This window comes from Stagnihabitans sp. (assembly GCF_964946895.1).
The window spans coordinates 1-22,406 of record NZ_CBBQHX010000027.1; the positions used below are offsets into that span (position 1 = coordinate 1).

Sequence of the window (22,406 nt, forward strand, 5' to 3'; positions counted from 1 at the left end):
GACGGCATCAGCGAAATCAAAGACATGCTGGCCGCTGCCCGACGATCCACCAAAGACTGGCACGACTTCCTGAGGGACTTCGTCACAGATCCCGACATCATTGCCCGCGTCAAGGGCCAACCCCTGCGGTAGCAATCGGTCGATTACGACTTGCGCGCAGCAGGCCGGAATTGAGCCTACGGACCGCCTCTTGCAGTATCGCGGGGGATACGACTGGACGGCGGGGATAAGCACCCAGTGTGTCACTCCGAGAGTCTGCGGGGGAAACGACAGGTTGTGGTCACGATCTTAGTGTCCGCAATAGATGGTGTGGGATGCGAAGCTTGACTCCCTGCAATCGATTGCAACGAGAGGATGTGGCCGATCCCTATACTCACAAATCATTAAAGGATCATCGCTGCCGGATTGACGGCGTACACTAGAAGAAAAACCGCCAACGCGCCTCCTCCCCGCGCTACCGTACCAATTTTTACGTGCAACATTCCCGGTATAAAAGCGGCAAACGCACCAGCAGCTAGTGCCACAAAAGTCCTGAATACAAAAAGCTGAAAGACGGAAGGCTGTGGGATGAAAATCGCCAGCCCAAGCGAAGCGATTAAGAAAGATACACCGATCCACAGTAATGTCTTATCTGTATTGCTCATTCCGTCTGTCCTTGGGTCTGTCCTCATGCCGTAGATAATGGTTGCGGCAACGATATGCTCAACCAACTCGCGATATTCTTCGGGAACCTGATTGATTTGCTCACGAAAGTGCTCCTGTACCTTATCTGCAGGAACACTATGGAGTTTCAAGCTTAGCTCGCGGGCAATCTTTTGGGTCTTGTCAAGTTGCTGAGACACGCATTAACTTCCCGCGACAACCTGATAAACAATCTCAACGTCTCTGCTAGGGACCACTTTTATGCTCTGGTCTGCAGATTCATCATATGCAGTGCCCGGGATTTCACTGAAATGCCTAAAGCGACCGATTTCCGTCTTTGTTACAGGTGACAACAGGCGGTACTCAATTCTTAGCCTACCTTCTTTCGCAAGTTCAGCTGCTTGGCTACTCAAGTCAAAAGGTGAGGGCGCCCCGACAAGAGCACTGATCGCGGGCGCAGACAGCGATTTCGGTCGTTCACCATGCTCCATCTCCGATAGCACTTGGCGAAATTTGCGCTCCCAAGCTTTCATTTCTTCATCTTCTCATAAGCCTGTAGAACCTCTTTAAGGACATATTCATACTCCTGACGGGTCATCTTGGCCGTGAGAAAGAATTCATTGTCAGCTCCGGAGAAGTGGATATTTAGCCCTCGCGTTAGGCCATTGCCACTCAGTAGCGTTAGGTGCGCTCGCAGTACGTTCGCATTGCTTGCATGAAACGTATCAATTGCGTTTACTATGCCTGGGCTATCCAGCATACTCCGCGATGGATCAGCAATTGAAGGTCGAATTCGACCGTCGCTTCCGTCGATATGCTCACTGGCACGAACAGAAAAACGAGTTTTCGCCGCTTCTCGATGCTCCGGAGACCAAACATAGTCTCGAACCCCGGAAAGCGTCATTGGAGAAAATAAACTGGCAGAGAGTAGAGGTTTGAGGTTCTCCAAAAGGGCCGTTGCTTCAATTGAATAGTCTATTGCTTCGCTGTGTGAGTGAATGCGTACCTCGCACAACCCATTTTCGTGGATGCAAACTATATTTGCTGCGCGGTAGGGTTCGGTAGGAACCTTGCGAATAAAATAGCCATCCTCCTGGTACTCTACCGCGAGTTGCGTCAATGCTATATGACGCCGTTCCACAACTTTGATTGTCAGACACTTGCCATGGTGCGACTTCGACAAACGAACTTCAGCAATGACCGGTTTGTCCGGAATATTAACCACATATCGGGAGTTTAGCGCTGGCCAACGAGCGCTTGCACTCAAGATTGACCGCAGCTTTACTTCATCAAATAGTTGCGGCAAAAGCGCGGCTTTGGCATTAAATAACAGAACATGCTGCCGACCAAATTCCTCTGCCTCACACAAGAAATCAACAAGCTCTTGCTTTCCGATGCGGCCCTTTTCGTGCATTGGGCGTAGCCGCTCTCCGATCATGGCGTCCCAGCTTCCAGCTGAGTGCTCGAGTTGGAGACGTCGCAAGAAGTCCTTAGCTTGCTCAAGGGTCGCTTGACTGGGCAACAGTTCGAAAACGTCTTCCACATTGACTGTCGCAAGACCATCTGTCGCCTGACCGTCCATCGCCACCTCAAATCTCCCATACTGATGCCCAAGTTCGCATTCAAAGGCAGTTTTCGCAACAACGCTGTTAAGCCGAAGCGAACCACTTTAGCAGAATGTAGGACAATTCACATGATCCTCAAACCTACTTCCAAGGCGAGCAGAGAACGCATCTTCTTGAAATCGCTGATCGGTTCTACATGTTTCGTTGCTTTTGTGCCACAAATTTGACGTTGGGTAGGGTGATGGTACAGCAGTACGACGCAGCGTTAAACTGCGAAATATCATACCGTTAGCTGTGTGGAGTGGCAGCCCGTAGGGGAGTCGAACCCCTCTTACCTGGTTGAAAACCAGGTGTCCTAACCGATAGACGAACGGGCCACTGCGGCGCTGATTAAGCGAGGCCGTGGGGGGCTGCAAGAGGGGAAATGCAGGAAGATCACGTCTTGCGGCGGGGGCGGCCGTTTTGCCCCGCCCGGGCTTGGCTTTCGCGCCAACCGCGCCACATCTGAGGTCAGTGCCAACAACCAGGGATGTGCTAGCATGATACGGCGCAGAGATATTCTTGGCGGCGCAGGCCTTCTGGCCCTGACCGCCGCAACCGGAGGCTCCATGATGACCCAAGCCGCAACCCCGAACACCGAAACCGCACCGGCCTGGACCTTCGAGTCGATCTATGGCGGCAGCTATGCCTCCAAGGATTTCGCGGGCAAGGCGATCTTGCTGGTCAACACCGCCTCGCTGTGTGGCTATACCCCGCAGTATTCGGCGCTGCAGAAGCTTTATGACACCTACAAGGCGCAGGGGCTGGTGGTCTTCGCCGTGCCCTCGGACGATTTCCATCAGGAAAAGCCCAGCAATGGCGAGGTGAAGACCTTCTGCGAGCTGAACTATGGCATCACGATGCCGATGTCGGTGATTTCCAATGTCACCGGGCCGGATGCAGTTCCCCTGTACCAATGGCTGCGCAAGACGGCAGGGTTCTCGCCCGAATGGAACTTCAACAAGGTGCTGTTTGACCGCAAGGGCCATGTCGTGGGCACCTGGCGCTCCGGCCCCGAACCCTTGGGCGGTGAGATTGAGGCCGCCGTGCAGAAGGTCCTGTCAGAGGGATGAACGGTGGCCCGACAACAGCCGGGCCAGCCATGGCCCGGTGAACAGCACCAGCAGGAAGCGTGACATCTGCATCGCCATCACGAATGGCACATCTACCGGGGTCGAGGCCGATATGATGGCGACGGAATCGGCGCCTCCGGGGCTGGTGGCCAGATAGGCGGTCAAGGGGTCAACCCCCGCAACCTCAACCAGCACCAGCGCCGCGCCGCCACAGATCGTGATCAGCGCCAGGATCGAGGCGAAGACGCGCGGGAACACCCGGGCGGCATGGCCCAGAATGGCAGGGGTGAACCGCAGCCCGATGGCCCAGCCGATGGTGGCATAAGACAGCGCCAGCAACCACGGCGGCAGCACAATCGTCAGCCAGCCCGACTGGATCAGCGCCAGCCCGGCAAACATCGGCAGCAGAAAACTGCCCCCCGGAATCCGCAACCAAAGCCCGGCGAAGGCCAGCCCCGCCGCAAGGGCCAGCGTCGTGGCGATGGCCAGGGCGGAGACCGGCGGAAACCAGATGACCTCGGGCACCTTGCCCCCCGCCACGCCAAACGCATGCGCCACCAGCGTCGCCGCCACCGCCACGCAGGCCACGCGCAGATATTGCATGAAGGCCACCAGCCGGATGTCGGCGCCATAGTCCCCCGCGACGATGGTCATGACCGAGGCCGCTCCGGGTGCGGACCCCCAGATCGCCGTGGTCCCCGGCAACAGCCCGCTCCGCGCCAGAACCCAGCCCAGACCGGCGGACACGATGATGGTCGACAGCGTCCCCGCCACCACGATCGGCCACTTTGCCGCCACCTCGGCCAGCATCGAGGCGGGCAGGATCGTGGCGATCATCAGCCCGACCATGCCTTGCGCAAAATGCATCGCCGCCGGTGGCAGCGCCAGCCCAGTGCCGCTGACCGACAGCAAGACCGCCGCCACCATCGGCCCCAGCAGCAGCGCCGCAGGCAGGTGAAACCGCTCCAGCCCCGCCGTGAAAAGCGCCGACAGCGCGATCAGCGTGCCCCAGCGCAGGGCGCGCCTGCCATCCATCACCTCTATGCTGCGCACGCTGCTGTCTTTCCTCAGGGACACCGTCCGCCTGTGCTACAGGCCGCCCCATCGCCCCGCAATGCCGGCTTGGGCATATCTGCCTTGCCTTGACTTCGTATCAGACGTAAACAAACCTCATCGCAGGAGGATCCGATGGCGGTCAAGAAAGAAGAGCGTCTGCTCAACGTGGGGATTCTGGGCTGCGGCCCGATCTCGCAATTCGCCCATCTGGAATCCGTGCAGAAGGGCCGCAACACCACCCTCTACGCCGTCTGTGACGTGGACGAGGGGCTGGCCACCCGCTTCGGCACCTTCTACGACGCCGAACGCATCTACCCCGAGTATGACCAGATGCTGGCCAATGACGCGGTCGAGGCGGTGATCATCGCCACCTCTGACGCTTTCCACGTCCCCGCCGCGATCAGGGCGCTGCAGGCCGGCAAACACGTTCTGTGTGAAAAGCCCATCGGGCTTTCGGTGGAAGAAGTGCTTGATCTTCAGGCCGCCGTCCACGCCTCGGGCAAGGTCCTGCAAGTGGGTCACATGCTGCGCTTTGACCCCGGCATCCAGTCCGCCCATGATTTCCTGCAGGCTGAGATGGGCGAGATCCTCGCCCTCAAAGCCTGGTACTGCGACTCGACCGCCCGCTACACCAACACCGACGCCATCCAGCCGATGCCCCGTGTGGGCTCCCGGCCGCTGAAACCGCAAGGCAACCCCAAGGCCAACCTCAAGCGCTACAACATGCTGGCGCATGGCTGCCACCTTCTGGACCTCGCCCGCTACCTCTGCGGCCCGATTGTCGAGGTTCAGGCCCGCCACCGCGAGAAATACGGTGCCATGTCGTGGTTCGTCGATGTCGAGTTCGAAAACCGCGCCCTTGGCCATCTTGACCTGACCCTCTCCGTCCGGATGGACTGGCACGAGGGCTTCCAGATCTATGGCGAAAACGGTTCGATTGCCGCCAAAATCCTGAACCCCTGGTACTACCGCGCGTCCGAGGTGGACATCTTCCGCGAGGCTGATGCCTCCACCCACCGCGTGCTTGGGGCGGACGGGCATTTCTACCGCCGCCAGCTTGAAGGCTTCGCCGACGTCATCCTGAAAGGCGCCCCGCAAACCGGTGCCACCATCGAAGACGGTCTGGCCTCGGTCCGCGGCATGGTCGCGATCATGCAATCGGCGGAAACCGGCAAGCCGGTGACGTTGGCGGAGGCCACGGGTCCAGTATGATCCCCGCCATCTTCTCCCGCACCTACCCGCTGACGACCGCCGCAGAAACCTTCGCGGCCGCCCGCGCCGATGGTTTCGCGGCCGTGCAATTCAACCTCTCCAACCTCGGCCACGCCCCGCTGCCCGACAGCCTGCCGGACGGCCTCGCCAAAGCGGCGGCGCAAGCCGCCAGCGCTGGCATCATCATCAGCGCCCTGTCCGGCACCTGGAACATGGCCCACCCCTACGCGGCCTTCCGCGCCGCGCAGCGCCCGAAGTTCCTGAATGTCCTGATCGCCGCCAAGCACCTCAACACGCAGATCGTCACCCTCTGCACCGGCTCTCGCGACACCACCAACATGTGGGCCGCCCACCCGGACAACAGCACGCCGCAAGCCTGGGCTGACCTGACCACCGAACTCTCATGGGCGCTGGACCAAGCGGCCCTCCTCGGTCTCAACCTCGCCATCGAGCCTGAACCCGCCAACGTCATTTCCGACGCCGAAACCGCCCGCCGCGTCCTTGACCAGATGCAGGCCCCGCACCTCGGCATCATCCTGGACGCCGCCAATCTGATCCCGGCCAACCAAGCCCCCAACCAGCACACCATCCTCTCCCAAGCCCTTGACCTGCTGTCAGAAAACCTCCTCCTCGCCCATGCCAAGGACCACGACGCCACCGGAAAGGTCACCCCACCGGGCGATGGCATCATCGACCTCCCGGCCTTCACCGCCGCCCTGAAAGCCGCAGGCTATACCGGCCCCCTGATCGGCCACGGCTTTGACGTCGCCGACGCACCCCGCGCCGGTCAGTACATCACCGCCCTCTGCCGCCCATGAAAAGCACCTTCCAAACCGCCGACGGCACCACCCTCGCCTACGAGGTAGAGGGCGAGGGCCGCCCCATCCTCTGGCAGCACGGCCTGGGCGCCACCTCTGCCCAACCGGCCGAGGTCTTTCCGGCCCATTTCCAACGCATCACCCTGATCTGTCGCGGCCACGAAGGCTCGCAACTCGGCGACCCCGCAAACCTCTCCATCGCCCAATTCACCGATGACGCCATTGCCCTCCTCAACCACCTCAACATCCCATCCATCGCCGCCGGAGGCATCTCCCTCGGCGCCGCCATCGCTCTGCGCCTCGCAGCCCGCCACCCCACCCGCATAGAAGCCCTCATCCTCGCCCGCCCCGCCTGGGTCACCGAACCGGCCCCCGACACCATGAAAGCCTACCTTGACGTCGCCCGCCTGCTTGCAAGGCACGGCGCGATCGGCCGCGCCCTGTTCCAATCCGGCCAGATCTACCGCGACCTCAGCACAGCCTCCCCCGACAACGCCGCCTCCCTCGTCACCTTCTTCACCAGACCCAACCCCGAAACCACCACCGCCCTTCTCTCCCGCATCCCTCTCGACGGCCCCGGCGTCACCGAAGCCCAGCTCCGCGCCCTGAAACTCCCGACCCTCATCCTCACCACCCCCGAGGATCACGTCCACCCGCCCGCCTATGGCCAGGCCCTCGCCGCCTTGATACCGCACGCCACCCTGACCAGCCTGACCCCCAAAGGCCGCGACAAACCGCGCCACATCGCCGAGGTCCAAGCCGCCCTCGCCGCGTTCCTTGCATGATCACCACCCGCCTCCTGCGCCACATCAACGCGCTGCGCTGTCTGCGCCTGCTGCAAGGCGGCGCCCGTCTCAGCCGCGCCGACATGGCCCGCGCCTTGGGCCAAACCCGCGCCACCGTAGGCTATGCCGTGGCCGAACTGGCCGAAGCCGGCCTGATCCTCGAATCCGAAACCGCTCCAACCGGCATCGGTCGCCCCGGCGTCGCCCTGACCCTCAACCCCAACGGCGCCCATTTCATCGGGGTCGAGATCGACAGCCGCGCCATCACCGCCATCCTGTTGAACCTGAACATGCAGGTCACCGCCCGCGCCTCCATCGCCACCGGCCCGGACTACCAAGACCCCCACGCGATGACCGCCCGCATCATCACGCTGGCCAAATCGCTCACCACCGCGCCGCTTCAGGGCCTTGGCCTGGCCATCCCCGGCCTCGTCGGTCGCGAAGGCCAGATCGTCAACGCCCCGATCCTCGGCTGGCGCAACCACCCCATGCAGGCCGCCCTCTCCGACGCCTTCCCCGACATGGCCGTCGAGGTGGTCAACGACGCCTTCGCCTTCGCCAGTGCCGAACTCGCCTGCGCCGAAACCCCGCTCAACCTCCTGATGGTGCTCTTGGCCGAAGGCGTAGGCTCGGCCCATATCGCCCAAGGCAGGCTGATCCAGGGCGCCTTTGGCTTTGCCGGGGAACTGGGCCACATGCGCATTGCGACAGCCACCCGCTCCGGCAAGTTCGAAACCATGGCCGGCGCTGCGGGCTTTCCCCATGTCATGCGGCAGGGCAGGGCGGTCGCCGAAGGCGCAGCCCTCCTCCTGCACACCCAAGACACCCCGGAAACCCAGCACGCCCTTGCCCTCTGGGCGGAATCCCTCGCCTACGGCCTGGCCAATGCCGCGCTCCTGCTTGACCCCGACCGCATCGTGCTGGGCGGCCCGCTCTCGGCCCTCTACCCCCTTGTCGCAGCCCGGGTTGAGGCCCATCTAGAGGGTCTGATGCTGGAAGGCCCCACGCGCCCGACCCTGCACCTCGCCCGCTTTGGCGCCGAGGGGGCCGCCATCGGCGCCGCCGCCCGCCTGCGCGAACGCCTTTTCACCCTGCCGGATCTGGAGGAAACCACCCTTGCCAAATCCGCCTGACCCCGTCGCAGCCCGATCTTTCCATCCCACCAAACCCGTGTCAGACAGGCGGCAGTAAATACCCCGCGAACCCGCAAAGGACCGCAGAAATGACCAGCAAACTGGACCAACTCGCCAAGATGACCGTCGTCGTGGCGGATACCGGCGACCTCGACGCCGTGCGCCGCCTTGCCCCGCAAGACTGCACGACCAACCCGTCCCTCGTGCTCAAGGCCATGCAAAGCCCCGCCAGCGCTGACAAATTCGCCGAAACCGTGGCGCGGCTGAAAGGCCATGCCAACCCCGTCGCCGCCATCGTGCAAGACTTGACCGTGGGCTTGGGCGCGCAACTCGCCGCCATCGTCCCAGGCCGCGTCAGCACGGAAGTCGACGCCCGCCTGTCCTTCGACAAGGCCGCCTCCATCGCCAAGGCCCGTGCGCTGATCGAAGCTTACGCCAAACTCGGCGTGCCGAAAGACCGCATCCTGATCAAACTCGCCTCCACCTGGGAAGGCATCCAGGCCGCGCGAGAGCTGGAAAAGGAAGGCATCCAGTGCAACCTGACCCTGCTCTTCTCGATGGCGCAAGCCAAGGCCTGCGCCGATGCCGGCGTTTTCCTGATCTCGCCCTTCGTGGGCCGCATCACCGACTGGTACAGCAAATCCACCGGCAAGACCTTCACGGCGGAAGAAGACCCCGGCGTCCTTTCCGTCCGCCGCATCTATGACCACTACAAATCCCACGGGATTCAAACGGTTGTCATGGGCGCGTCCTTCCGCAACCCCGGCCAGATCGAAGCCCTCGCAGGCTGCGACCGCCTGACCATCTCCCCCGACCTCATCGCCAAACTGGCCGAGGATCAGGGCGATCTGCCGCGCAAGCTGTCCGCTGGTGCCGTGCAAGGCAAAGCCGCCCCCATCTCGGAAGCCGATTTCCGGTGGGAGCATAACGAAGACGCCATGGCCACCGAAAAGCTGGCCGAGGGCATCCGCAACTTCCACATCGACACGGGCAAGCTGGAAGCCCTGGTCGCGGCGAAACTCTGACCCCCAACGGGCGCCCCGCCAAGGGGCGTCCGCCACCCATAGGAACAGCATGGCACGACCCGACGCACATTGGCTGGACACCCTGCCGAAACCCACCCTGATCGCCGAATTCTCGTTGTGGAGCGCTGATTTGGGCGCACTCCGCCAAGACATGGCGCGCGTCGATCCCCATGTCGACCTCTACCACATTGATGTCTCGGACGGTCATTTCGTCCCCGCCCTCCTGTTCTTCCCCGACCAGATCGCCAATCTGCGCAAAACCACCGCCAAACCCTTCCACGTCCACCTGATGGTCAAGGACGACGTTCTGCTCTCCCAGATCGACCAGTTTGCCGAGGCGGGGGCCGACCTCATTTCCATCCACGCCGAAACCGCCCCCGCGATCCTCGACGCCGCCCTGACCCGCATCGCCTCTCTCGGCCTCAAATCCGGCCTCGTCCTGCAACTCCACACCCCGGTGGCCGATGCCGCCCCGTGGCTTCACCGCGTAAGCTTCCTGACCCTCGTTTCCACCGCCATCGGCATCAAGGGCGTCCAGCCCGATGAAACCACCTACCTCCGCCTGGCCGAGGCCCGCAGGCTCCTGAACACCCAAGCCCCCCACGTCATCCTTGCCGCCGACGGTGGCATCCGCGACCACACCGTCCCCCGCATGCGCGCCGAAGGGGCCCAAACCGTCGTCCTGGGCTCCCTCGCCTTCACCGCGCCGGACCTGCCGGCCCGCATGGCATGGCTTGCTGACCTGACATGACCGACCTCGCGCTGGCGATCGACCTTGGCGGCACCAACATAAGGGCGGGCCTGATCGACCCGTCCGGCACCATCGTCACGCAGGCTGAAACGCGCACACTGGCGATGGACGGTCCCGACATCGTCCTCGACCAGATCGCCGCCCTTGCCGCGCAAGTCCTGCACGGCACCAAGGTCAAAGGCATCGGCATGTGCGCCCCCGGCCCCCTCGACACCCTCACCGGCCAGACCTTCTTCATCCAGACCCTTGCGGGCTTCGAAGGCTTCCCCCTCCGCCAAGCCCTGTCAGACCGCCTGCACCTGCCCGTGCAGGTCGAAAATGACGGCATCGCCGGCGCCTTGGCTGAACTGTGCCACGGGGCAGGGCGGACCTGTCAGGATTTCATCTACGTCACGATTTCCACCGGCATCGGCGGCGGCATCATTGCCGAGGGCCGACCCCTGCGCGGGCGTCGCGGCATGGCCGGCCACCTTGGCCACATGCTGTTCCACCGCGACTGGCCCCGCCACCTTGGCGCCAAACTCCCCTGTTTCGAGGATTGGGGCGCCGGTCCCGCCCTCACCGCCCGCGCCACCGCCCTTGCCGCGCAAACCCCATCGTCAACGCTCCACTCCCGCCAACTCGACGCCCGCGCCGTCTACCAAGCCGCCGCCAGCGGCGACCCGCTCGCCCAAACCCTCGTGCACGACGAAGCCGAACTCCTCGGCCTCGGTTTCGCCAGCCTCTCCCACATCCTGTCGCCGCACGCCATCATCCTCGGCGGCGGCATGGCGCAGGCCTGGGACCAGCTCTATCCCACGATGCAAGCCACCCTCGATGCCCACCTCAAGCCAGGCTTCGAAGGCATCCCGATCCTGCGCGCCCAGCTTGGCACCACCTCCAGCCTGATCGGCGCCGCCTGCCTGATCTTCCGCCCCGAACTCGCCGCCCACCCCTGATGTTTCGCGGGGACAACCGTGGGGTCGCAGCGCCTGATTTTTCGTACGAAAAATCGAGGATTCCCTCCGCGCCAATCCCGGCCTACACTCCCCCCAGATAACCGGCTGAGTCGGTTCAAATTCAGGGGAAATGACATGGCCAAAGGTCTCGGCAAACGCAAGGAAACCAAGAAGCCCAAGAAAGAGGTTGTGAAGCCCGGCCAGACCATCGCCGTGGCCTCGACCAAGGGCGGCCTGAACGTCAACAAGCCGAAAGAATAAGGGCAGGGGGGTCACGCCCCCTCCTTCACCGCCTCCATCGCCACGTAAGTGGAGGTGCCGGCCACATGCGGCAGGGCCGAAATCCGCTCGGCCAGCACGCGCCGGTACGCCTGAATATCCGAAGTCCGCACCTTCAGCAGATAGTCGAACCGGCTGGCGATCATGTGGCACTCTTCGATCTCCGGCACCGTCAGCACCGCCTTGTTGAAGGCCTGCAACGCCGCCTCCCGCGTGTCCGACAGCCGCACTTCGACAAAGGCCACATGCGCCTGCCCCATCTTCACCCGGTCGAGCCGCGCGCCATAGCCCCGGATCACGCCGCAAGCCTCCAGCCGCTTCATCCGCGCCTGCGTGGGGGACTTTGACAGGCCAATCCGTGCGGCGAGTTCGGTGGCGCTGATCCGCCCCTCGGCCTCCAGCACTTCCAATATCGCCTGATCATAGCTGTCCAGCAGGTCATTCGGCATGTCTACGCCCCAAAATTCAGTCCATTCGCCTGCCATTTGGCCCATGTTCAGGACAAAGGCCTGTCAAACCCCTGATAAGATGCCGCAAAGCCAAGGGGAAGCCAAATGACAAACACCAGCATGAACGCATCGTGGGACATCATCGCACACGGGTCCTTGGCGGATGAGGCCACCCTCGTCGCCCAAAACCTCGCCAACGCCCGGCTAGACCCCCAGGCCCGCGCCGCCATCACCACCCAGGCCGCCGCCCTCGTCTCTGCCATCCGCGCCTCCGCCAAACCCGGCCTCATGGAGGTCTTCCTCGCCGAATACGGCCTTTCCACCGACGAAGGCGTGGCCCTCATGTGCCTCGCCGAGGCGCTGCTGCGCGTCCCCGACGCCCCCACGATGGACGCCCTGATCGAAGACAAGATCGCCCCCGCCGACTGGGGCCGCCACCTGGGGCGTTCCGCCTCCAGCCTCGTCAACGCCTCCACCTGGGCCCTGATGCTGACCGGCAAGGTGCTGGACGACCGCGAGCCCGGCATCGTAGGCCACCTCCGCGCCGCCATGCGCCGCCTTGGGGAGCCGGTGATCCGCACCGCCGTCACCCGCGCCATGAAGGAAATGGGCCGCGCCTTCGTCCTTGGCGAAACCATCGACGCCGCCATGACCCGCGCCCGCGACCTCGAAGCCAAAGGTTACACCTACTCCTACGACATGCTCGGCGAAGCCGCGAGAACCGAAGCCGATGCCCACCGCTATCACCTGTCCTACTCCGCCGCGATCACCGCCATCGCCCGTGCCGCCACGACCGGCGACATCCGCACCAACCCCGGCATTTCCGTCAAACTCTCCGCCCTCCATCCCCGCTACGAGGTCGCCAACCGCGCATCCGTCCTCACCGAACTCGTCCCCCGCGTCCGCGCGCTCGCCGGCCTCGCCCGCGCCGCAGGCCTCGGCCTGAACATCGACGCCGAAGAAGCCGACCGCCTCTCCCTCTCCCTCGAAGTCATCGAAGCCACCCTGTCGGACGAAAGCCTAAAAGGCTGGGACGGCTTCGGCGTCGTCGTCCAAGCCTACGGCCGCCGGGCAGGGGCCGTGATCGACTGGCTCCACGCCCTCGCCACCAAACTCGACCGCAAGATCATGATCCGCCTCGTCAAAGGCGCCTACTGGGACTCCGAAATCAAACGCGCCCAAACCCTCGGCCTGACCTCCTTCCCCGTCTACACCCGCAAGCAGGGCACCGACGCCTCCTACCTCGCCAACGCCCGCAAACTCCTGTCGCTCACCGACCGCATCTACCCCCAATTCGCCACCCACAACGCCCACACCGTGGCCGCCATCCTCCAAATGGCCACCGACGCCAGCCTCCCCCCCGGCGCTTACGAATTCCAACGCCTCCACGGCATGGGCGAACGCCTCCACGACATCGTCCTGACCGAAAACCACACAAACTGCCGCATCTACGCCCCCGTCGGCGCCCACCGCGACCTCCTCGCCTACCTCGTCCGCCGCCTCCTCGAAAACGGCGCCAACTCCTCCTTCGTCAACCAGATCGTCAACGAGGACCTCTCCCCCGAGGCCGTCGCCGCCTGCCCCCTGACCCAACTCGAAGCCCTTCCCCCCACCAGCAAAGCCATCCCCCCCGGCACCGACCTGTACCTCCCGCGCCAGAACTCCAAAGGCTACGACCTCACCTCCGCCACCGACCTCGCCGCCATCGAAGCCGCCCGCACCCCCCACCTCAAAACCATCTTCGAAGCCGCCCCCCTTCTGGCAGGTCCCATCGCCGGCGCCCTCCGCTTGGGGCTAGCCAACCCGTCAGACGGCACCCTCACCGGCCACGTCGTCACCTCCGGCCAACCGGACGTCGAAACCGCCCTCCGCCTCGCCGAACCTTGGATCGCCCCCGCCCACATCCGCGCCCAGATCCTCAACAAAGCCGCCGATCTCTACGAATCCCACTTCGGCCCCATCTTCGCCCTCCTGACGCGAGAGGCCGGCAAAACCCTCCCCGACGCCGTCTCCGAACTGCGCGAGGCGGTGGATTTCCTGCGCTACTACGCCACCCAAATCCCGAATACCCCGGCCCCACTCACCAAAGCCCGCGGCACCTTCGCCTGCATCTCCCCCTGGAACTTCCCCCTCGCCATCTTCACCGGCCAGATCGCAGCCGCCCTCGCCACCGGCAACGCCGTCATCGCCAAACCGGCCGAGCAAACCCCGCTGATCGCCCACCTCGCCACCACCCTCCTCCTCCAAGCCGGCGTCCCCACCACCGCCCTGCAACTCCTCCCCGGCGACGGCCAAATCGGTGCCGCCCTCACCAAAGACCCCAGAATCAAAGGCATAGCCTTCACCGGCTCCACAGAAACCGCCCTGAAAATCCGCGCCAACATGGCCGCGCACCTGGACCCCTCCGCCCCCCTCATCGCCGAAACCGGCGGCCTCAACGCCATGATCGTCGATAGCACCGCGCTGCCCGAACAAGCCGTCCGCGACATCATCGCCTCAAGCTTCCAATCCGCAGGCCAACGCTGCTCCGCGCTGCGCTGCCTCTACGTGCAGGAAGACATCGCCCAAACCGTCCTCCACATGCTCGAAGGCGCGATGGACACCCTCACCATCGCCAACCCGTGGGCGCTCTCCACCGACTTGGGCCCGGTCATCGACGCCGAAGCCCAAACCGCCATCACCGCCTACATCGCCCAAGCCCGCGCCGAAGGCCGCCTGATCAAACAACGCACCGCCCCGCAAACCGGCACCTTCATCCCCCCCACCATTCTCCGCGTCAGCGGCATCCAAGACATGCCAAGGGAGATCTTCGGCCCCGTCCTCCACGTCGCCACCTTCAAGGCGGGGGAGGTCGACAAAGTCGTCCAAGCCATCAACGCCACCGGCTACGGCCTGACCTTCGGCCTGCACTCCCGCATCGACGACCGCGTGCAATCCGTCGTCTCTTCGGTCAAGGCGGGCAACATCTACGTCAACCGCAATCAGATCGGCGCGGTCGTAGGTTCCCAACCCTTCGGTGGAGAGGGCCTCTCCGGTACCGGCCCCAAAGCCGGCGGCCCGCACTACCTCCCCCGCTTCACCCGCACCCCGGCTCCCGCATCCCAACCGGAAGCCACCACCACCGACGAATCCACCATCGCCGCCGCCCTCATCCTCCAAGCCCCAACCCAAGCCCCAACCCAAGGCCCCACCCAAGCCCTCCCCGGCCCAACCGGCGAATCCAACCGCCTCACCAGCCTCTCCCGCCCCCCCGTCCTCTGCCTCGGTCCCAACGCCGCAGCCCAAGCCCAAGCGATCCGCGCCCTCGGCGGCCAAGCCATCGAGGCCCCCGGTCTCGACCCTGCAGCCCTCACCCGCCTGCAAGGCTTCTCCGGCGCGCTATACTGGGGCGACGAAGCCACGGCCCGCACCTACGCCCAAGCCTTGGCAGGGCGCCAAGGCCCCATCCTCCCCCTGATCACCGACCAACCCGACCAAGCCCACGCCCTCATGGAACGTCACATCTGCATTGACACCACCGCCTCCGGAGGCAACGCCCAACTCCTGGCCGAGGTTGGCGCCTGACGCTTGACACCGTAGCACTTCCGCCTTCCGTTAGCCAAAACGGAGGGCGCCATGCGCGGAACCTGCCATTGCGGCGCTGTAGAACTGGAAATCACCCTGACGGACGGCTTCAAAACCGCCCGCCGCTGCGACTGCTCCTTCTGCCGCAGGCGCGGGGCCATCGTCGTCTCCGCCCCCCTCTCAGGCGTCAAGATCCTGAAAGGCCAGGATAACCTGACCCTCTACCAATGGGGCACCCGCACCGCCAAGCACTGGTTCTGCAAGACCTGCGGCATCTACACCCACCACCAGCGCCGCTCTGACCCCAGCCAATACGGCATCAACGTCGGCATCCTCGACGGCATCACCCCGCGTGATCTGGGCGACGTCGCTTGGGTCGACGGCGTCAACCACCCGGCAGACCGGCAACCCTCTTGACCCAAGCCGCCAAAACGCCACCTTGATCGCATGATCCCGATCCGCGACCACAACCCCTCCGGCATCCAGCCCCGCATCACGCAGGGGCTGATCGCCCTGAATCTCGCCGTCTTCCTCTATTCTCATCTGGTCCTGAAAGGCGCCGATCAGGACATCTTCCTGTTCAACTACAGCTTTATTCCGTTCCGCCTGCATTTCCATGCCCGGCTGGAAACCCTGCTCACCGCCATGTTCCTGCATGCCGGCTGGCTGCATCTGGGCGGCAACATGCTGTTCCTGTGGATCTTTGGCGACAATGTCGAGGCGCGCTTCGGCCGCCTCGGCTTTCTGGCCTTCTACCTCGGCTGCGGCGTGGCAGCGGCCCTCGCGCAATTCCTGCACGATCCCTATGCCCGCACCACCGTGCTGGGCGCCTCGGGGGCCATCGCGGGCGTGCTGGGCGCATATCTCAGATTCTACCCCAGGGCCCGGGTCGATGTGTTCTTCTTCTTCGTGATCTTCTGGAAAACCCTGCCCATCCCGGCCTGGCTGGTCCTCGGAGCCTGGATCGCCATGCAAACCTGGTCCGGCCTCTCAGACCCGATGCTGACCGACGGCGTCGCCTATTGGGAGCATATCGGCGGTTTCGCCACCGGCTTCCTGATCGCGCTCCTGTTCAAACGCCCCGCCGCCGCGCACCACAGCGCCGAACCCCGCCTCAACCGCAGCGCCATCCCGCCGGTTCCGCGCCGCCCGTGACCGCCTTCATTCAGGCCCAAATATCCCGCGGGGGGTCTGGGGGGCGCGAAGCCCCCCAGCCGGGTCCGCAGAGCGCGCTGGCAGCGAACCGCCTCAGGTGTTCCGGATCGCCTTGCACAGCGGCCCGAACAGCCCGTCATTGCCGCAGATGATCGAGCCCGAATCAAGGATATCATCCCCCTCGCGCACCGCTTCGGCAAAGCCGCCGGCCTCGCGCACCAGCAACAGACCCGCCGCCATGTCCCACGGCTGCAACTCGCGCTCCCAGTAGCCGTCAAACCGGCCGCTCGCCACATAGGCAAAGTCCAATGACGCCGCACCCCAGCGCCGCACCCCGGCACAGGCCGGCATCAGCCGCGCCAGATCCGCCACCGTCGCCGGCAGGGTCCGCTTGGCACCAAAGGGCACGCCGGTGGCGAAAAGCCCCTCATGCATGTGCCGCCGTCCCGACACCCGCAGACGCCGCTCGTTCATCCAGGCGCCCGCACCCTTTTCGGCCCAATACATCTCGTCCTTGGCGGCATCGAACACCACGCCCGACACGATCTCGCCCTTGTGTTCCAGCGCAATCGACACCGCCCAATGCGGCAGCCCGTGCAGGAAGTTGGTCGTGCCATCCAGCGGATCGACAATCCAGCGCCGCGTCGGGTCCGCCCCCGGGGTCGAGCCGGTTTCCTCACCCAGCCAACCATAGGTCGGCCGACCTTCCATCAGATCTTCCTTGATCAACCGCTCCGCCTCGCGGTCGGCCTTGGTCACGAAATCGCCGGGTCCCTTGGCAGAGACCTGAAGGTTTTCCACCTCGCGGAAGTCTTTGACCAAGGCACGGCCAGCTTTGCGGGCGGCTTTGATCATCAGGTTGAGGTTGGCACTGCCTTGCATGGGGCACTCCGAAAGGTGGGGCTGGAACGGCGGGGGAATACACGGGTGCGTCCTTGAAGGAAAGGCCCAAAGGCGGCGCGGCGGGCAAGGCGGCCCTGCGTTTTCCCGCCCGATTGGATCAAATCGCGAAATTCTCTGTCAACGGAACGGCATTCTTGGCAAGCCTCCCGGCCAAGGCTAGGCTCGGCGCAGCCAGAAGGTTGCCTGCATGCCGGACCGAACCTCTTCTCTTGCGGCCCGGATCGCCGCCGCCCGCGCCGAGATGGCCAGCCTCTGCGCCACCTGGCGCGCGCTGTCGGCGCGCTGCGCACCCAAACCCCGGGTCGAGGCCGAGGCGCAGGTGTTCAACCAGATGGTTCTGGCCCTCGATGCCTGGGTCCTGCCGGGCCTGCGCCGGCCCGACGCTGCGCCGCTGGCCGAATTGCGCCTGCTCGCCCTTGGGCTCACCCGCCACAACGGCCGCTTTCCCCATGACCCGCCCGCCGCCTGGCAGCCTGCGGTTTCGGTGACCGGCTACCACCCCGGCGACCGCATCGCCCTGTCCGAGGCCGCGTTCTCCCGCCTCGCCACAGCCTGCCTTGACGCCTGCCTTGACGCCTGCCTTGACGCCTGCCGTGATGCCCGTCTTGACGCCGTCCGCCCCGCCACCTGACCCTGCGGGTGCCGCCCTTGCGGGCGTTGCGTTAACCCCGGCCCGTGGCACGGTCTGTAGCTACCGAAACCCGACGCAGACCCTACAGGAAAACGACGCCATCACGACCGAACCAACCCCCTAATTTCCCACGTTAACCCTGCTGCCGCAGACCGATTCGCCGCCCGCACCACCGGCAGATCGCCCCGCCTACCCCAGTTCCCCGGCAAAGAAGGCCTCCGGATCATCGACCTCGACCAGCCGCTTGCGGTCGATCCACCAGAACCGGCTGCCCACGTTGCGCACAAAACTGCGGTCATGGCTGACCAGCAGACAGGTCGCGCCCTGAGTCAGCAATTCGCTCTCCAAGGCCTCCTGCCCCTCGATGTCCAGATGGTTGGTCGGCTCGTCCAGCAGGTAGAAATTCGGCCGCGCCAGCCGCAACAGCAGCATCGCCAACCGCGCCTTCTGCCCGCCCGACAGGGCTGCCAAGCCCTTGATCTGCATATCAGATCGGATGCCAGCCTCGGCCAGCATGCCCCGCGCCGGCCCATCCCCCGTCTTGCACGCCGTCACCAGATCCATCGGCGTGGCCTTGCCCGGCAGCAGCGCCAGACCCTGATCGGCATGCCCCAAAACCACCGAGGCGGCCCCCCGGATCGCCTCATGTCCGCCGGTCAAGGCCTGCAAAACGGCCCGCACCATCTGGGTCTTGCCCGCCCCGTTCGGGCCCAAAAGCACAACCCGGTCGCCCTTCTCGATCCACTTCTGCCCGGTCTTGAACAGCAACCGCCCGTCCGGGGTCGCCACACTGGCATCGTTCAACGTCACCAAAGCCTTTGCGTGGGTGCCCGAATTGGCCAACCTGATCTCCCCCGCCGAGACCTCCCGGAACGCCGCCTTCGCCTGCGCCTCGATCTTTTCTGCCCGTTCTTTCAAGTGCTTAGTCTTAGAGACCAGCAGATCAGAGCCGCTGTTGATCCCGATATTCTTCAGCTTCGCCGCCTGCCGCCGCAGCTGATCGGCACGCGCCAGGTCATTGTCGAACTGCCGCCCCTGCGCTGCATCCGCCTCGCTCAGCGCGGCTCTGGCGCGGCTGAAGGGCAGGGCGAAAACCCGGCTGCCCAGATCGCGCAAGAACAGGCTCCGCCCGGTCACCGCGTCCAGAAACGCCCGGTCGTGGCTGGCGGCAATGACCGCGACATCCCTGGGCAAACCCTTGAGAAACCTTTGCAAAATCCCAATCCGCGCCAGGTCGAGGTGGTTGGTCGGCTCGTCCAGCAGCAAGATATCCGGCTCCACCACGGCGGCCCTGGCCAGCAGCGCCGTCCTTTGCCAGCCGCCGCTCAAGGCCGCCAAGATCTGATCCCGCACCGCCTCCGGCACCGCCAGATCGTCCAGCGCCACATCCACCCGCCAATCCGCGCCCTCCGCCACGCCCTGCGCCACCGCCTGCCGCAGCGTCAGCGCCAGCAAAGCCTCCGGCACCTCCTGCTCGACCAGCCGAACACTCACCCCCCGCGCCCGCGTCACCTCCCCGCCCGAGGCCTCCAATTCCCCCGCCAGACAGCGCAGCAACGAGGATTTCCCCCGCCCGTTGGCGGCGATAAGCCCCAGACGATCCCCCGGCTCAAGGCTGAAGGAAAGCTCTGAAAACAAGGGTATACCCAGCGACACCGACAGGGATTTGACAGCAAGGACGCTCATGACAGGCTCCGATTTTCAAAGGTTGCGCAAAAGCGCATCGGGGCGGATCATCGAACCATCAAGGACCGCGCCGCCCTGCTACATGGGCAGGGCACAGACAGGGCCGGGGCGTGAACGTCTCACAAACTGGGTTTTCATGCTCGCAAAATCGCGCCAGATTCGCCGCAGGTCAAGCCCCTTCCGCAGTCACCCGGCCCAAATATCCCCGCCGGAGGCCCTTGATTTTTCGTAGAAAAATCGTGTTCCGCCTCAGCCGCGCTGCAGCTTTACCGGCTCGCTGCGCCCCAGTCGCAGGAAATGCGCCATGAAGGGGCGCGCAGAATCCTCCTCCCGCGTCGCCGCATAAAGCCGTTTGGAAATCACCCCCGGCCCCAAAGGCCGTGTCACATAGTCGGCGTTGGATTTCACATCGCGGATCACCCAGTCCGGCAGCACCGCCACCCCGCGGTCCGAGCCGACCAGCATCAGGATCACCGCCGTCAGCTCCACCGCCCGCTGTGCCCTGGGTTCCACCCGCGCCTCGGTCAGCAGTTCGGTGAAAACGTCCAGCTTGTCGCGCCCGACCGGATAGGTGATCAGCACCTGATCACGGAAATCTTCCGCCTCTATCATGGACTTGGCCGCCAAGGGGTTCTTCGAGGAGGCAATGAATGTGGGCGCGTAATCGAACAGGGGATGAAAGGTGATCCCCGGCAAAGGCTCGGGGTTCGAAGAGATTACAAGGTCCACATCCTCCCGCACCAGCGCGGGAAAGCTGTCGAAGGCCAACCCTGCCCGGATGTCGACATCGACCTCTGGCCAAGCATGGCGGAACAGCTCCAGCACCGGAAAAAGCCAATCAAAACAAGCATGGCACTGGATGGCAATGTGCAAGCGGCCCGTTTTTCCCGACTGAAGGGCCCGGAACTCCTCCTCCAGTGCGGCGATCTCGGGCAAGATCCGCTCGGCCACCCGCAGCATCCGCGTGCCGGCGGCGGACAGCCGCATCGGCTTGGAGCGCCGGACAAACAGTTCCATCCCCACCTGATCCTCCAGCCCCGCCACCTGATGCGACAGGGCGGATTGCGTGGTGTTCAGGATCTCGGCTGCCTTGGCAAGGCCGCCAGCCTGCTGGATCGCCCGCAGGGTTCGGAAGTGCCGTAGCTCCAGATACATGCGATGAACCTCATAATCATCGTGAAAACTATGAATTGGCTTCACAATCGCGCATCTGTCACACCGGGGCAAGAGCTGAGGAGTGCCCAGATGACCAAACCCCGCGTGTCCTTCGAATTCTTTCCGCCGCAGACCCTGGACGCCTCGTTCCGGCTGTGGGAAACCGTGCAGGCGCTGGCTCCGATGGCACCGGACTTCGTCTCGGTCACCTATGGCGCGGGCGGTACCACCCGCAAGCTGACCCATGACGCGGTCGAGGCGATCCACCGCAATTACGGGCTGAACGTGGCCGCCCACCTGACCTGCGTCGATGCAACCAAGGCCGAAACGCTGGCGATTGCCGACAGCTATGCGGCGATCGGCGTTACGGAAATCGTCGCGCTGCGTGGGGATGCTCCGCGGGGTGAACTGCGCTTCACCCCGCATCCCGAAGGCTTCGCCGATGTGGTCGAGCTGATCGAAGCCCTTGCTTTGACGAACAAATTCAAGATCCGCGTCGGTGCCTATCCCGAACGCCACCCCGACGCGGCCGACCCCAAGGCCGACATCCGCTGGCTGAAGCGCAAGCTGGAGGCCGGGGCGTCAAGCGCCATCACCCAGTTCTTCTTCGAGGCGGAAACCTTCCTGCGTTTCCGCGACCTTTGCGTGAAAGAGGGCATCACCGCGCCCATTATCCCGGGCATCCTGCCGATCCAAAGCTGGTCCGGTGCCAAACGTTTTGCCGCCCGCTGCAACACCCGCATTCCGCCGCGTCTGGACGAGGCCTTTGCCTTCGCCGCCCGCGATGGCCGCGAGGATCTGCTGGCCCTGACACAATGCACCACGCTGTGTGACCGCCTGCTGTGCGAAGGTGTCGAGGATCTGCATTTCTACACATTGAACCGCCCGCATCTGACCCGTGAAGTCGTGCGCGCTTTGGGTCTGGTGCCAGAGGTGGCGCTGGAAAAGGTGGCCTGATCCCCACCTGTGTCTCCCTGTTGGGCGCGTTTCGCGCTCAATCCCCTTGGCCGGTCCGGATCCGCTCCGGTCCGGTCTTTTTGGGTGTTGTGAGCGGGGCAGGGCTTCCGCTACTCTGCGGCCAACCTTCAAGGGGAACGCTGTGACCAAGCCCATCTACATCCTGAACGGCCCGAACCTGAACCTTCTGGGCCAGCGCCAGCCCGAGATCTACGGGCGTGAGACTCTGGCCGACGTGGGTCAGGCCTGCGCCGATCTTGCAGAGGAATTGCGCTTGCCGATCAAGGCCTTGCAATCCAACCACGAGGGCGTTCTGGTTGACTGGATTCAAGAGGCGCGCCTGCAGGGGGCGGCCATCATCATCAACCCCGGCGCCTATTCCCACACTTCGGTCGCCATTCTGGACGCGCTGAACGCCTTCGAAGGCCCGGTGATCGAGGTCCACATCTCCAATATCCACAAGCGCGAAGCGTTCCGGCACCACTCTTATGTCAGCCTGCGGGCCGACGGGGTGATCGCGGGGTGCGGGACGCAAGGCTATCTGCTGGCGCTGCGGCGGGTGGCGACCATGCTTGCCAAAGCGTGAGCGG

Annotated in this window: 22 protein-coding genes and 1 tRNA gene; 15 read left to right on the plus strand and 8 right to left on the minus strand. The window is 64.3% G+C overall.

Translation table 11 applies throughout. From position 1 onward, the window contains the following. Positions 1-383: 383 nt before the first annotated feature. From AC1Y2B_RS16060 to AC1Y2B_RS16070, 3 genes are all read right to left on the minus strand, one after another. The gene (locus tag AC1Y2B_RS16060) at positions 384-842 is read right to left on the minus strand and encodes a hypothetical protein (RefSeq protein ID WP_482254123.1); all 459 of its coding nucleotides are present in this window, start codon (positions 840-842) and stop codon (positions 384-386) included. Positions 843-1,171: 329 nt separating this feature from the next. After that, positions 1,172-2,230, minus strand: coding sequence for a hypothetical protein (locus tag AC1Y2B_RS16065; protein WP_482254124.1), 1,059 nt, complete (start codon positions 2,228-2,230; stop codon positions 1,172-1,174). A 279-nt stretch (positions 2,231-2,509) separates the two neighbouring features. Continuing rightward, positions 2,510-2,584, minus strand: a tRNA-Glu gene (locus AC1Y2B_RS16070). Between the two features lie 162 nt (positions 2,585-2,746). Here AC1Y2B_RS16070 and AC1Y2B_RS16075 point away from each other — a divergent pair. Further along, complete coding sequence (locus tag AC1Y2B_RS16075) at positions 2,747-3,319, plus strand: glutathione peroxidase (RefSeq protein WP_482254125.1); 573 nt, start codon at positions 2,747-2,749, stop codon at positions 3,317-3,319. On the opposite strand, the gene AC1Y2B_RS16080 is transcribed toward AC1Y2B_RS16075, so the two are convergent. Beyond that, on the minus strand, positions 3,308-4,372 hold the full coding sequence (locus AC1Y2B_RS16080) for an AbrB family transcriptional regulator (protein ID WP_482254126.1): 1,065 nt from the start codon (positions 4,370-4,372) through the stop codon (positions 3,308-3,310). The genes AC1Y2B_RS16075 and AC1Y2B_RS16080 overlap by 12 nt on opposite strands. A gap of 135 nt (positions 4,373-4,507) precedes the next feature. Here AC1Y2B_RS16080 and AC1Y2B_RS16085 point away from each other — a divergent pair, with 135 nt between their 5' ends. From AC1Y2B_RS16085 to AC1Y2B_RS16120, 8 genes are all read left to right on the plus strand, one after another. After that, on the plus strand, positions 4,508-5,587 hold the full coding sequence (locus tag AC1Y2B_RS16085; RefSeq protein WP_482254127.1) for a Gfo/Idh/MocA family protein: 1,080 nt from the start codon (positions 4,508-4,510) through the stop codon (positions 5,585-5,587). Next, a complete protein-coding gene (locus AC1Y2B_RS16090; RefSeq protein WP_482254128.1) occupies positions 5,584-6,405 on the plus strand; it encodes a sugar phosphate isomerase/epimerase family protein in 822 nt (273 codons plus the stop codon). The genes AC1Y2B_RS16085 and AC1Y2B_RS16090 overlap by 4 nt, the downstream gene beginning before the upstream one ends. Beyond that, a complete protein-coding gene (locus AC1Y2B_RS16095) occupies positions 6,402-7,190 on the plus strand; it encodes an alpha/beta fold hydrolase (RefSeq protein ID WP_482254129.1) in 789 nt (262 codons plus the stop codon). Before AC1Y2B_RS16090 ends, AC1Y2B_RS16095 begins: the two co-directional genes overlap by 4 nt. Next, on the plus strand, positions 7,187-8,323 hold the full coding sequence (locus AC1Y2B_RS16100; protein WP_482254130.1) for an ROK family transcriptional regulator: 1,137 nt from the start codon (positions 7,187-7,189) through the stop codon (positions 8,321-8,323). The genes AC1Y2B_RS16095 and AC1Y2B_RS16100 overlap by 4 nt, the downstream gene beginning before the upstream one ends. 89 nt (positions 8,324-8,412) lie before the next feature. Next, positions 8,413-9,348, plus strand: a complete 936-nt coding sequence (tal, locus tag AC1Y2B_RS16105; RefSeq protein ID WP_482254131.1) for a transaldolase — start codon at positions 8,413-8,415, stop codon at positions 9,346-9,348. A gap of 49 nt (positions 9,349-9,397) precedes the next feature. Then, complete coding sequence (locus AC1Y2B_RS16110; protein ID WP_482254132.1) at positions 9,398-10,099, plus strand: ribulose-phosphate 3-epimerase; 702 nt, start codon at positions 9,398-9,400, stop codon at positions 10,097-10,099. Continuing rightward, complete coding sequence (locus AC1Y2B_RS16115) at positions 10,096-11,037, plus strand: ROK family protein (RefSeq protein WP_482254133.1); 942 nt, start codon at positions 10,096-10,098, stop codon at positions 11,035-11,037. Before AC1Y2B_RS16110 ends, AC1Y2B_RS16115 begins: the two co-directional genes overlap by 4 nt. Before the next feature lie 135 nt (positions 11,038-11,172). After that, on the plus strand, positions 11,173-11,298 hold the full coding sequence (locus AC1Y2B_RS16120; protein WP_482254134.1) for a hypothetical protein: 126 nt from the start codon (positions 11,173-11,175) through the stop codon (positions 11,296-11,298). Between the two features lie 11 nt (positions 11,299-11,309). Here AC1Y2B_RS16120 and AC1Y2B_RS16125 read toward each other — a convergent pair whose 3' ends face one another. After that, positions 11,310-11,765, minus strand: a complete 456-nt coding sequence (locus AC1Y2B_RS16125; RefSeq protein WP_482254135.1) for an Lrp/AsnC family transcriptional regulator — start codon at positions 11,763-11,765, stop codon at positions 11,310-11,312. 105 nt (positions 11,766-11,870) lie between these two features. On the opposite strand from AC1Y2B_RS16125, the gene putA reads away from it, so the two are divergent. From putA to AC1Y2B_RS16140, 3 genes are read left to right on the plus strand one after another with little or no spacing between them, the layout of a single operon-like run. Then, positions 11,871-15,329 (plus strand): bifunctional proline dehydrogenase/L-glutamate gamma-semialdehyde dehydrogenase PutA, encoded by a 3,459-nt coding sequence (gene putA, locus AC1Y2B_RS16130; protein ID WP_482254136.1) that lies wholly within the window; start codon positions 11,871-11,873, stop codon positions 15,327-15,329. 51 nt (positions 15,330-15,380) lie between these two features. After that, positions 15,381-15,746 (plus strand): GFA family protein, encoded by a 366-nt coding sequence (locus AC1Y2B_RS16135; protein ID WP_482254137.1) that lies wholly within the window; start codon positions 15,381-15,383, stop codon positions 15,744-15,746. A gap of 30 nt (positions 15,747-15,776) precedes the next feature. Then, on the plus strand, positions 15,777-16,484 hold the full coding sequence (locus AC1Y2B_RS16140) for a rhomboid family intramembrane serine protease (protein ID WP_482254138.1): 708 nt from the start codon (positions 15,777-15,779) through the stop codon (positions 16,482-16,484). 93 nt (positions 16,485-16,577) lie between these two features. On the opposite strand, the gene AC1Y2B_RS16145 is transcribed toward AC1Y2B_RS16140, so the two are convergent. Further along, positions 16,578-17,366: an inositol monophosphatase family protein gene (locus AC1Y2B_RS16145; RefSeq protein WP_482254139.1), complete on the minus strand. Its 789-nt coding sequence runs from the start codon at positions 17,364-17,366 to the stop codon at positions 16,578-16,580. A 208-nt stretch (positions 17,367-17,574) separates the two neighbouring features. Here AC1Y2B_RS16145 and AC1Y2B_RS16150 point away from each other — a divergent pair, with 208 nt between their 5' ends. Beyond that, on the plus strand, positions 17,575-18,018 hold the full coding sequence (locus AC1Y2B_RS16150; RefSeq protein WP_482254140.1) for a hypothetical protein: 444 nt from the start codon (positions 17,575-17,577) through the stop codon (positions 18,016-18,018). A 189-nt stretch (positions 18,019-18,207) separates the two neighbouring features. Here AC1Y2B_RS16150 and AC1Y2B_RS16155 read toward each other — a convergent pair whose 3' ends face one another. Continuing rightward, entirely contained in the window at positions 18,208-19,704 is a 1,497-nt protein-coding gene (locus AC1Y2B_RS16155) for an ATP-binding cassette domain-containing protein (protein ID WP_482254141.1), read from the minus strand. Between the two features lie 249 nt (positions 19,705-19,953). Then, complete coding sequence (locus AC1Y2B_RS16160; protein WP_482254142.1) at positions 19,954-20,859, minus strand: LysR family transcriptional regulator; 906 nt, start codon at positions 20,857-20,859, stop codon at positions 19,954-19,956. Positions 20,860-20,949: 90 nt separating this feature from the next. Between AC1Y2B_RS16160 and metF the strand changes: the two genes are divergently transcribed. Continuing rightward, positions 20,950-21,816, plus strand: a complete 867-nt coding sequence (metF, locus tag AC1Y2B_RS16165; RefSeq protein ID WP_482254143.1) for a methylenetetrahydrofolate reductase [NAD(P)H] — start codon at positions 20,950-20,952, stop codon at positions 21,814-21,816. Positions 21,817-21,958: 142 nt separating this feature from the next. Continuing rightward, entirely contained in the window at positions 21,959-22,402 is a 444-nt protein-coding gene (aroQ, locus tag AC1Y2B_RS16170; RefSeq protein ID WP_482254144.1) for a type II 3-dehydroquinate dehydratase, read from the plus strand. The last annotated feature ends 4 nt before the right edge of the window (positions 22,403-22,406 follow it).